Raw genomic sequence first — 12,087 nt, 5'->3', positions numbered from 1 at the left:
GGTTTGAGGTGAGTCGGCAGCAGGAATTGCGCCCGCCGCCGCCCTCGGAACGGTGCGCGAGTGTCCCCTTCACACGGCTCCAGTTGCTGAACCGGCAGGCAGAGCGCTGTGATTCCAGTGCATGAACCAGCGGCCCGGGACTGCCCACCGAAGTGTCGCGCCGAGTCCCAACTCGCTTACAATAAAGGCAATTTGGGTCCGGATGGCGGAAACCGGATCGATACCGTCGCGCTCGCAGACCAGCAGAATACTCGCCCGGGCCGCGCACACGCTTCGATCGTGCGAGGCGCCACCCAGATCCACAACACTCCGCCGACCGCTCGCCGGCCCAGGACCGGCGACTTCACCGCCAAGATCACCGACACAATCGACAGGCCCCGTCAGCTCGTGGTGACACCGAAGGACGAACAACCCGCCCCCGACGTGATTCCATGTGACAGATACATGCGCGAATCATGCAGTCCGACAGTGGGTACGATGACCCAGCTGCAGTTCGGGGGCTGGAAATCCGATCCGACCTCGGCAAGAGGATCGCGGTGGCGGTTGCTTGCGTCGATTCGACGAGCTATTTCCTTGGTCCACATCACGCAGGATTGTGGTTGCACCCTGCCACTTCCCATTCGGTGTGATTGCGTTCTGACGTCCGATTGGGTAGGTCGAACGTCAGCCGCTTCAGTCTCGGGCCTGATCCACGACCCAGGCCGCGATCTGCGCGCGGGACGTGAACCCGAGCTTGGCGAGAACGTGCTCCACGTGCCCCTGCGCCGTCCGTTGGGCGATCACGAGTTCGGCGGCGATCGCCTTGTTGGTCAGCCCCCTGGCGACCAACGCGGCGACCTCCCTCTCCCGTTTCGTCAGGTCGGTGGCCGCACGCGCGGGGGGCGAAGACTGTGGAGACTGATTGCCGAGGGCGAAAGCGACCGCGTCCTCGGTGGCGAGCATCCTGCCCTCGTCGCGCGCCGCGTCGAAGCCTTTTCCGCCGAGAGCAGCCTGCACGCGCTGTTCGCTCTCCTCGTGATCGACAAGCAGGCCAGGGAACAGCGCGGTGGAGCTTCCCGCAGACTTCACCATTGCCTCCGCCGCACCCATCAGTACGCCCGCGCGGTGCGGACTGTTATCGCTGGCGATCCATGCCAACGATTCCAGGCAGGTGGCAGCGGTGAGCGAATTGTCCACCAGCCGAGCCAATGCCAGCCCGTCCTTGAGGTGCCGGGACGCCCTCTCGACTTCACCTCTACGCCACACCGCAACACCCATGGCCCATAGCGTATGTGCCCGGTACATTGACTCGCCGGTTGATTCGGTGATCTCGAGGACCTGCTCGTAGTAGCCGAGTGCTCGGGCTGGGTCTCCGAGTAGTTCGTTCACCGTCCCGAGCGAGTTCAGGACCTCGATGTGCAGGGTGGGCTGACCGCAGGATCCGGACACCTCGAGGGCGGTCTCGAAGCATGACCTCGCTCGGGGAAGATCACTCGCGAACAGCGCCAGCAGACCTTCGGCAAAGGCCATGTGCGCGCGGATCACCGCGTTGTCTGTCTGTGCCGCGAGCGTTGTCTCTTCGGCCACCAGGGAGGTCGCAGCCGCCGCGTCTCCCTGGATATCGGCCAGTACACTGTTTACGCACAGGGCTATGACACGTTCTTCGCTCACGTCGACCGGCGCATCCTTCAGCAGGCGGTCGAGCCAGTACCGTCCCTCACTGAACATGGCCCGGGCGAGCCAGAATGGAAAAAGAGCGTTCGCGATCCCGAGTCCCGCCACCCAGTTCGCCTCGCTCACACAGAATTCCAGCGCCTCTCGCAAATTTGACTGCTCACGGGCGATCCGCCTCATCCACCTGACCTGCTCGCGGCTGATCCACTCGGCCTTCGCGTCCGCGACCAACTGCAGGTACCAGTCACGGTGTCGTCGACGCAGAGTCTCGAATTCGCCTGCTTCGGTCAGCTTCTCGCTACCGTAGTCGCGGAGAGTCTCGAGCATCCGGAAGCGCACCACCGCCCCGAACTCCTCCCGGATGAGGATCGACTTGTCCACCAGCGACGCTACCGCGTCTAATAGGACGTTGCCGTCCGAATTCCAGGCGCACACGGCCTCGACCGCGTCGAGTTCGAAGCTGCCTGCGAACACCGACAAGCGGGACCACAGCTGCTGTTCCTGTGCGGTACAGAGCTCATAACTCCAGTCGATGGACAGCCGCAACGTCTGCTGGCGCGTCGGCGCGCCCCTGCTTCCGAGGGTCAGCAGTGCGAAACGGTCTGTCAGGCGACGCAGAATCTGCTCGGCCGACATGGCCCGCAACCGAGCCGCCGCCAACTCGATGGGAAGGGGTAACCCGTCCAGTCGGTGACAAATCTGCGCCACCGTGCTTGCGTTCTCCTCGGAGAGCTTGAAGCCCGGCACCGCCGCAGCAGCGCGCTCGACGAACAACGTCACGGCGTCGTAGCGCGGCATTCCCCGCAGCGAGAGGTTCCGTTTGGGGTCGGGGACCATCAGCGGAGGAACCCGCAGCACGACTTCTCCCCCGATTCCGAGCCGCTCCCGACTCGTGGCCAGGATTTGTAGCTTCGGGCAGCTGCGGAGCAGCGACTCGGACAGTTCTGCGACGGAGTCGATCATCTGCTCACAGTTGTCCAGTACGAGCAGGATCTGCCGTGCGGCCAGGAAGTCGACCACAATGTCTTTCAACGGTTTCGCCGATTGATTCCGCAACCCCAGTGCGGCCGCGACCACGTCGACGAGAAGCGACTCGTCGCGCAATTCGCCTAGCTCCACCATCCACGCACCGTCGGTGAATCCTCGACGGACATCGGCGGCGACACGGAGAGCGAGACGGGTTTTCCCCACGCCACCTAGACCCGTCAGCGTGACCAGTCGCGCGTCCGCCAGCTTCGACTTTGCCTCCGTCAGTTGGCGTCTGCGTCCCACGAAACTGGTCAGTTCCAGCGGAAGATTACCCTCGGCGCCGCGAAGGGAATGTGCCACCGGCTGCTCCGGCAGAGGGGGCCGCGCCCGCGGTGCGGGAGCGAGGAGTAGCCATTCCGAAGTCCGCCGGTCTTCGGCGGGTTCGTCGTGCAGGGCCATTTCGTCGACTGGCAGTCCCTTACCTGCCTGAACCTGACGTAGTGCATCGCCGAGTGCAGCGACCGACGCGGGGCGGTCATCCGGGTTCGCCGCCATCGCATGTTCGACGACCGCGCAGACGTCCTCGGGAATACCGTGTTCGCGCAAGTCGGGAACAGGTTCCGAGGCAATCCGCAGGAACTGTGCGACCACCTGCTCCCCCCTGTGACGTTCGAACGCCGCGTGACCGGTGACCGCGCAGAACAAGGTCGCTCCGAGACTGTAGATGTCGGAGGCCGAACTCGGCGGATCGCCCCGCAGAATCTCGGGAGCAGTGAATGCCGGCGATCCGGTGACCGTGCCGGTAGCCGTCTCGAACCCTCCGGAGATGTGCGCGATACCGAAGTCGGTCAACTCCGGTTCGCCATAGGCCGTGAGGAGGATGTTGGCCGGCTTCACGTCACGATGCAGGATGCCGAGGCGGTGCGCGGTCTCCAGAGCACCTGCGATCTTAACGCCCAGTCGAAGGGTCTCGTCCAGTGCGAGCGGGCCTGCCCGAGAAACGCGAGCTTCCAGCGAGCCGAGCGGGTAGTACGGCATCACAATGAAGGGGCAACCGCTGCCCGTGGCCCCGACCTGAAGAACGTTGACGACGTTCGGATGCCCGGTGAGCCTGCCCATGGCGCGCTGTTCACGGAAGAAACGCGCCCTGTTCTCCTCGTCGAGTTCGGCGGTGAGGACCTTCACCGCCACGGTGCGCTCCAACTCGGTCTGCGTGCACCGGTAGACAACGCCGAAGCCGCCGCACCCGATCTCGTGCGCGTCCTCGAATCCGGCCGCAGCCAGCTCCGCTATGACATTCGTCGCCACGCCACGCTGAGTGTCGGGAGGATCGCTATCGGCCATCGGCGATGCACACTTACCTTTCGATGATGTGTCCTCAGGATATCGCGGAGGAAGCTGTGGCGAAGTTATCACCAACCCCTCACCGCTTATCCAGTTCGCGGCGCGGGCACCAGCGAGGCATAACAGGCGACCGACGCGCTCGGCTGTACCCAGAGAACTGGGACGATCAGTCCAGAAGCGACCGATGACAACCCCGACATCACGGCGGCGAGCGCCCGCAGGCCATTTAGCGGTCCGCGGTTCCAGCCTCCGGGCGCCACTGTCCGAAGTGGGAATGGCCATCAAAATGATCGACGAATTGCCTGCCCGGTGCCGAAGAGCATTGCGGATCCGACGCTGATCTGCAGAGGGCTGAGGTGCTCGGTGAAGGTCCGAGAGCGGGCTGGGACGTACTGCAGGACGTGCGAAGACCTCGGCGGCACAGTCGTGTTCGAAGGGCGGCTCGGGCGGGTCGGACAGGGGCCACCACCCGATGATGATGAACCTCGTGGCAGGAATGTGCTCATGAATGTCGTTTCCGATACTGGGTCGGGAGGCCGTCCTCGGTCACAGTGGTCCCATGAGCGAAATCACGGAAGGGGCTGTTGAGGACCGCAGTTCAGGTGACGGCGAAACGGCCGGCTACCTGACCGTCGAGCGGGACGGTCCGGCGGTGTTGCTGCTGCACGGAACGTATTGGAGCCGGGTCTGGCTTCCGGTCCTGGGCGGCCTCGCCGAGGCGGGACTGCGGCCGATCGCGGTCGATCTCCCCGGACTGGGACGTTCGGAAGGCGAGCTCACCCTGGAAACAGCCACGGTCCCGGCCCTTGCGGATTGGGTGGTGCGATTCGCGTCGGCACTGAATATCTCCGGGCCGATCGCCGTGGCGGGTCATGACATCGGCGGCGCCGTCGCCCAGCATCTCCTCATTCACGATGGGCTGGAAGTGCCCGGCTGGCGTTGGTCAACTCGGTCACCTACGACTCCTGGCCGGCGCCCCACGTGGTGCCCGCCCGAGACGAGCCCGCGTGATTTCCGATGATTGAGGTGACGCCCCAGTCAACACGCCGAGGCCGCCCTCGCACCACCGGAGATGCCAATTGTGATCGATGCGGTCGACAGGTGGGCCGGATCCGCGCCCGCTGGCCCGACGGTGCAATCTGCGGCATCTGCTTCTACGCTGCGATGCGCACCCACGGCTCCTGCACGATCTGCGGGTTGGAGCGGCTGCTACCCGGCCGCCTCGATTCCCACGACGGCCCGATCTGCGGACCGTGCGCCGGCATCACCGACGACCTCGCCTGTTCCCGATGTGGTGTCGAGGCCGAGCACTACCGCCGGAGCATCTGCGCTCGCTGCGCTCTTCGGGACGACCTCACAGAACTGCTGATCATCGATGCGGCGGATCCCGGCACCATGACCGCTCTTGTGGAGGGGCTGTGCCGTGACGAGCGACCCGAGAGCGTTATCACCTGGATGCGGCCGGCGCAGATGCGAGAGATTCTGCGCAGGTTAGCGGTTGGTGAGATCTCGATGAGTCATGAAGGGATCGACGGGCTCGGGCACGGCCATCGAGTTACCCATCTCCGGGGTTTGCTCGAGCATCATGGTCTCCTACCCGAACGCGACGCCTATCTCGCCCGCTTCGAGCACTGGCTGCGGGTCAAGTTCGATGCCATCGGCGCGGCCGCCGTGCGGCAACCCGTCGAGCAGTTCGCGACGTGGCACCACCTTCGGCGGATCCGCGCCATCTCGGCCACCGGATCCTCGACGCGCGGTCCGGTCCACGCGGCGAAACAGGAGATTACCGAGACAATCAAGTTCTTGGACTGGCTCCTCCAAGCACACGGCCGCGTCGCCTCGACATGCAACCAACACGACGTCGATGAATGGCTGATCGGTGGACCAACCACCCGCCATAGCATCCGGACGTTCTTCGTCTGGGCTCTTCGGGCGCGGGTCAACACCACCATCCTGATCAATACCCGCAGCGCCCGCTCCTCCCCCACCATCACCCAGGACCAACGGATCGCCTGGCTGCGTGAACTGCTGACCGGTAACAGCGAATCCCTGCCATATCGGATCGCCGGCACGCTGCTGCTCCTCTACGCTCAACCCATCGCGAGGATCGCATCCCATCGCACCACCGACATCCTCCTGGCGCCAGACGGTCCATATCTTGCCCTCGGTACCCACCCTGCCCCCATTCCGACGCCGTTCGCGGACATGCTCACCGAACACCTCGCACAACGACCCAACCTGCATGCCGTCCGAGATGGTGACTCGGAGTGGCTCTTTCCCGGCCGCACACCCGGCAGTCACCTACACCCCAACACGATCATGAACCGACTTCGCACCCTCGGTATCGACCTCCTCGGTGCTCGCACCACCGCAATCCGAACATTGGTCACTGAGGTGCCAGCTCCGATCGTGGCGGACATGCTCGGCTACAGCCAGCAGAACGCACATCGCCACGCCGCCGAAGTGGCGCAACCTTGGGCCGGATACGCCGCAGGACCACAGACAAAAGGAACACAATGACTGACGCACACCAGGGCACCTGGAACGGCTGGAGCTGACTCCGTCATCAGTCGGAGTCCACATACGCACCGACCGAATATGCAGGGTTACCAGTAGGGATACCCGGTATCGCATCAGATGACGGATCCGGTCATCCGAACACCGCCTTGTAGATTGCGGCCACGACTACCCCTTTTAGACCGGGACCGCGACGTCCTCTATGGCGAATGGCCCCACCGTGCGTGACTGGCGTGAGTACTCTGATTCTTCTGGTCAGGAGTGCTGTGCACCGAGAGCTGTTGGCGAGTCTGCGTCGTCGGGACGGCCGGGCCAGACGCGTTCCGCAAGGGAGAGGACCGGAGGCAGGGCCGGGTTGTCCGAGGTCGGGCGCCACGCCATGCGCAGATGGATCGGCAGGGTCTCGTCGAGCACCCGCAGGAAGTGCACATGCGGGTCCGTCACGTTCTCCGCGACTGACGACACCGTCAGGGAGCATCCGACTTCGGCGCCCACCAGCGCCATGGCGGTCCACGAATCGGGTGCCCTTTGCACGATGTCGGGATCGAACCCCGCCCCCAGGCTCAGCCTGCGCAACCGGTCGCCCAGTACCGAGCCTTCGTGCGGAGGCAGGGCCACGAACGGCTCTCCGGCAAGCTCCGCCATGTGCACTTCCTTTTTCGAGGCGAGCGGGTGGGATGCCGGGACGGCCACGACGAGGTGTTCGTCGACGATGATGCGGGACCGGACACCGGCGGGCACGAAATCCCACCGGCCGAGGCTGACGTCGACCTCGCCCCGGAGAACCCGGGCGAGCGCGGGGAGCGCGAAATCCTGGCTGTAGAGCCGAAATTCGATGCCGGGGTGGGCCTTCCTGACCTCCCGGGCCAGCACTCCCACGAGTACATGGGTCGATGCACCGGCGTAGGCGAACGTGACAGTGCCTGCCTCCCCGCGATCGGCGGCCAGCACGGTGGCGCGGGCCCGCTGCTCGGCGGCGAGCATCTCCTGGGCGGGTGCCACCAGCGCCGCTCCGGCCACGGTCAACCGGACACTGCGTGTGCTCCGGATGAACAGGTCGGTTCCGAGGTCGCGCTCGAGTTGTCGCACTATCCGGCTGACCGGTGGCTGCGCCAGGTGTAGTCGCTCGGCCGCCCGCCCGAAATGTAGTTCCTCCGCCACTGCGAGGAACACCCGAAGTTGTTGGAAATCCACGCCGCTATTATTTCATGAAATGAAATAGTAGTGCCATCAGTAAGTATTGGACGCGGCGTAATGGCGGTGGGATGGTTGAGGGGATTTCCCCCACGGAAGAAGACTCATGACACTGCAGAGCACTCCCACCGCCTTCGCCCCGGAGGCGGCCGACGATCGGCAACCGGGACGACCGCACCAGGATGCTTTCGGCCGCACCGCAAGCGGTCCGTTGGCCGGAATCGTTGTCGCCGACTTCAGCCGGGTCCTGGCCGGGCCCTACTGCACCATGCTTCTGGCGGACATGGGCGCGACCGTCATCAAGGTGGAGGGCCCGTCCGGTGATGAAACCCGTGCGTGGAAGCCGCCGGTCTTCGACGGTCAGTCCACGTACTACCTGTCGATCAACCGGAACAAGAGGTCGATCGCGTTGGACTTCGGCGACCCTGACGATCTCGCGACGGCCCGTGGCATTGCCGAGAGTGCCGACGTCGTCGTCGAGAACTTCAAGCCTGGCGGACTGGACCGCTTCGGTCTGGACTACGCGTCCATTGCGGAACGCAATCCCGCTGTCGTGTATGCGTCGATTACCGGATTCGGCTCGGCCGGAGGGGCCGCCCTGCCCGGATACGACCTGCTCGTCCAGGCGATGTCCGGGATGATGAGCCTCACCGGGGATCCGGATCTCCCCGCCTACCGCTCCGGCGTCGCGGTCTTCGACGTCATCACCGGACTCCATGCCGCCATCGGAGTCCTCTCCGCGCTGCACGAACGCGGCCGCAGTGGCCGGGGCCAGCGCATCGAAGTGAACCTCATGTCCTCGGCACTGTCAGGCATGGTCAATCAGACCGCCGGGTTCCTGCTCAGCGGGAATGTGCCCACCCGAATGGGTAACGAGCATCCCAGCATCTATCCTTACGAGCCGCTGCCCACCGCGGACGGCGACATCGTCCTGGCCATCGGCAACGACCGGCAATTCCGGACTCTGTGCGACGTCATCGGTGTGCCCGAGCTGGCAACGGACCCCAGGTTTGCGACACCACCAGACCGCAGCCACAACCGTTCGGCGCTGCGCCCCATCCTGCAGGAACTGTTGGCCGCCAAGCCCGCGTCCGAATGGTTCGACATCTTCACCGAGGCACGGTTGCCGTGTGCCCCGATCAACGATGTCCGCGGCGGAATCGAATTCGCGCAGCGCCTCGGGCTGGAACCCGTCGTGGCGGTGGGCAACGGCGAAGGATCACTTCCCGGGGTGCGCAACCCGATCACATTCTCGGCGACGCCGGCCAGCTACGACCTCGTGCCGCCCGGCATCGACGCCGACCGGGGTGACATCCTCGAGTGGCTGCACGCGGCCGCTTCACGAAGCTAGCCCCGAACAGCAACCCCATCCATGGGAGCGGCGAGAGAGGACTCATCCGTGACCACCACACCGAACCGCGCCGCCGCGATCTCCGACTACTTCCATCTCGACGACGAGCTGACACAGCAGGAGCTGGCGATCCGCGACAAGGTTCGCGAGTTCGCCGAACAGCGGGTCCTTCCCATCATCAATGGCTATTGGGAGAAGGCCGAGTTCCCCTACGAATTGCTGCCTCCGCTGGCCGAGCTCGGCATCATCGGAACGACCATCCAGGGCTACAGGTGCCCGGGGATGAGCCGGAAGGCCGCGGGCATGGTCGCCCGGGAGATGGCCAGGGCCGACGGGAGCATCAACACCTTCCTTGGTGTGCACTCCAACCTGTGCATGGGAGCGTTGAACCTGCTCGGCAGCGCCGAACAGCGGCAGCGCTGGCTGCCTGCCCTGGCCGGGCTCGAAACGACGGGTGCGTTCGCGTTGACTGAACCGGACCACGGATCCGATTCGGTCGCACTGGAAACCAGCGCCCGCCGCGACGGTGACACGTGGGTGATCGACGGCCACAAGCGCTGGATCGGCAACGGACACGCGGCGGATGTGGTCGTATTGTTCGCCCGCAACACCGAGGACGGCGAGGTCAGCGCGTTCGTCGTCGAGAAGGACGGGAACGGCAACCACCCGGCCGGCTACAACCCGACCGTCATCACCGGCAAGATCGGCAAACGCGCAATTCTGCAGGCTGACATCGTTATCGAGAACATGCGTATTCCCGAGGCCGACCGGCTGGAGAACTGCAGGTCCTTCGCGGACGTTTCCCGTGTCCTGCAGGCCACCCGCGGCGGCGCTGCGTGGGAGGCCGTCGGCCACGCCATGGCCTGCTTCGAGATCGCCGCCGACTACGCCGCCGAGCGGGTGCAGTTCGGCAATCCGATCGCCGGCTACCAGCTGGTCCAGTCCCGTCTCGCCAACATGCTCAGCGAGCTGACCGCGATGCAGCTGATGTGTAACCGCATGGCGGAACTGGCCGACAAGGGTGCGCTGACCAACGCCATGGCATCCATGGTCAAAATGGCCACCGCGCAGAAGGGCAAGTGGATTTGTAGCGAGGCGCGTGACCTACTCGCCGGCAACGGCCTGCTGCTCGAGAACCACGTCGCGCGGCACCTGACCGATATGGAGGTCGTGTCCACCTAGGAGGGGACGGACTCGATTCAGGCACTTCTCGTGGGTCGCGACATCACCGGCATCTCAGCCTTCCACTGATCGTCTCCGCGCCCGCCCCTGGGTGAGCTCGGCCGGATGACAAGTGACGGCACTGCCTTCTCCAGGACAGCAGCAAACCTCCATCAAACCCAGGCTTTCGCCAGCGCCGTGTAGCCGTCGACAATCAGTACGTCGTCGGTGTCCTTCAGGGACGTCGGTCGCGGGTCCTCGGCGGCAGCGCGGTCGAGGACGCTGAGGTGGTGGGTGAGTTCGTAGCTGAGTTCGACGCGCGCCCTGCGTCCGGCCGGAGTGAATGCTGTGCCGTCCGCATTGTGGCCCTCGACGGCGGCGATAGCGGTTCCCACCCGGACGTTTTGGGCGCGGAGGAGACGTTCGGGGAACCGGTAGCTGGTGGCCCAGGTGATGGCCACGGCGATGGCAACTCCGAGGAGGGTGCCGAGCAGCCGATCCATGAGCAGCCCCGAGGGGGTACCGCCCTGGCCGGTGGCTTCGATGGCGAGCAGCGACATAGGGGTCACGAGGATGAGGGCGAGGAAGTAGTTGAACGGGACGAGAAGGTCTTGTCCGATCAAGCAGACGACGATGATCGCCACGACCCACCAGGGGCCGGGGTCGAGGACCACGACGAGCGCGACGACGAAGAGTCCGACGATCGTGCCGACCGCGCGGTGGGCAGCCCGCCGCGTGGTGGCACGGCGACCGGTCCATTGATGCAGCACGAGTGCGGCCGTGAGGATCGCCCAGTAGGGGTGTCCGATGCCCGCCAGTTCGCTGGCGACGCCGGCGACCCCTGCGGCAAGGCCGATTCTCCACGCCGTGAACCAGGCGACCGAGTCCCGGCGCAGGGCATGGGCCAGCAGGAAGGAGAGGCTGGGTCGGCCGAGCAGCAGCGGGGTGTCGGGAGAGAGCGTGCGCACCTGGCCGGAAACGTGGGAACTGTCCAGGACGCCGGCAGCCAGGTCCCGGTTGACGGTGAGGAGTTCGCCTTCGCGGTGGTGATGGCCGCGGCCAGCGGTGGCTGGGTGGGCGGAGTTCAGTGTCAGCCAGGCACGGTTCACGGCGGCATATGCATCTGCTAGGAGTCTGCGTGACCGCTCGGCAGCAGGAGCGATTTCGGATGCGCTCGAGGCGGTGGCGCGGTAGCGCTCGACGGCGCGCCGGGCGTCGGCAATCGCACGGCGCTCCGGGCGGTGCGGGTCGGTGACCAGGGCGAGCAGCGTCAGGCAGCCGGCGAACAGGGCGGCAAAGGCCGTGATTCCGACGATTTTCCATCCGAGATGCGGGTCCATGCCGAAATAGGTGCCGAGGACGGCACCGTAGAACAGAAGAAGGGGACCGGGCCCCCGGGTCAGCAGGAATGCGTGGTAGGCAACGGCGGCGGTCAGGATGAGCAGCACGATCGCCGGGATGGTCGCCCACCGATAGGGGGCGACGATGACGCCGAGGCCCATCGCGACGCTCATCGTCGAGGCGATCAGCAGCCCATTGCGCACCCGCGCCCACAGCGGCCGCTCGGCCTCCCACAGAGCGAGCATCGAGCCGAACAGGGAGATCGCACCCAGCTGTGGTCCGAACAGCAGGCAGGAGACCACCACCGTCACGGAGGAGATGATGCCCGCTTGCAGGGACGGCGATGGTTCCCCGCGCGCCGCGCAAGGCGAAGAAATCAACGAACCAGGGGCGCATGCGGTGACGGGTTGCGCGCAGGGGCAAGAGCACCCGGGAATCCTTTCGAGTTGGACGAGCCGACGTCCTCCGCGAGCAGTCCGGCCCGGCCTCGCGCACCCACGGCGACCCGGCCCGTCGCCTGGTGCGTGCTCGCAAGGCGAGGACGTTGGGCCTTTAGA

At 65.5% G+C, this 12,087-nt stretch carries 7 protein-coding genes; 4 read left to right on the top strand and 3 right to left on the bottom strand.

Annotated features, from left to right (window positions below; translation table 11 throughout):
• Positions 1 to 672 precede the first annotated feature (672 nt).
• Positions 673 to 3,966, bottom strand: coding sequence for a protein kinase (locus CJ177_RS08650; protein ID WP_061698479.1), 3,294 nt, complete (start codon positions 3,964 to 3,966; stop codon positions 673 to 675).
• Positions 3,967 to 4,525: 559 nt separating this feature from the next.
• On the opposite strand from CJ177_RS08650, the gene CJ177_RS08645 reads away from it, so the two are divergent.
• Both CJ177_RS08645 and CJ177_RS08640 read left to right on the top strand, forming a co-directional pair.
• Positions 4,526 to 4,987, top strand: coding sequence for an alpha/beta fold hydrolase (locus CJ177_RS08645; protein WP_218835083.1), 462 nt, complete (start codon positions 4,526 to 4,528; stop codon positions 4,985 to 4,987).
• A 143-nt stretch (positions 4,988 to 5,130) separates the two neighbouring features.
• Entirely contained in the window at positions 5,131 to 6,486 is a 1,356-nt protein-coding gene (locus CJ177_RS08640; RefSeq protein ID WP_095867690.1) for a recombinase XerD, read from the top strand.
• Between the two features lie 252 nt (positions 6,487 to 6,738).
• Here the strand turns inward: CJ177_RS08640 and CJ177_RS08635 are convergent, their stop codons facing one another.
• Positions 6,739 to 7,677, bottom strand: a complete 939-nt coding sequence (locus tag CJ177_RS08635) for a LysR substrate-binding domain-containing protein (protein WP_095867572.1) — start codon at positions 7,675 to 7,677, stop codon at positions 6,739 to 6,741.
• A gap of 106 nt (positions 7,678 to 7,783) precedes the next feature.
• Between CJ177_RS08635 and CJ177_RS08630 the strand changes: the two genes are divergently transcribed.
• Positions 7,784 to 9,028, top strand: coding sequence for a CaiB/BaiF CoA-transferase family protein (locus CJ177_RS08630; protein ID WP_095867571.1), 1,245 nt, complete (start codon positions 7,784 to 7,786; stop codon positions 9,026 to 9,028).
• 48 nt (positions 9,029 to 9,076) lie between these two features.
• The gene (locus CJ177_RS08625) at positions 9,077 to 10,210 is read left to right on the top strand and encodes an acyl-CoA dehydrogenase family protein (protein WP_231914234.1); all 1,134 of its coding nucleotides are present in this window, start codon (positions 9,077 to 9,079) and stop codon (positions 10,208 to 10,210) included.
• 152 nt (positions 10,211 to 10,362) lie between these two features.
• Here the strand turns inward: CJ177_RS08625 and CJ177_RS08620 are convergent, their stop codons facing one another.
• Entirely contained in the window at positions 10,363 to 11,910 is a 1,548-nt protein-coding gene (locus tag CJ177_RS08620) for an FUSC family protein (RefSeq protein ID WP_218835081.1), read from the bottom strand.
• Positions 11,911 to 12,087: the final 177 nt, after the last annotated feature.

This window comes from Rhodococcus sp. ACPA1 (assembly GCF_002300195.1).
Classification (GTDB): domain Bacteria; phylum Actinomycetota; class Actinomycetes; order Mycobacteriales; family Mycobacteriaceae; genus Rhodococcus_F; species Rhodococcus_F opacus.
Note: the sequence above shows the minus strand (reverse complement) of the source record. Positions and strands in the feature narration are given on the sequence as shown.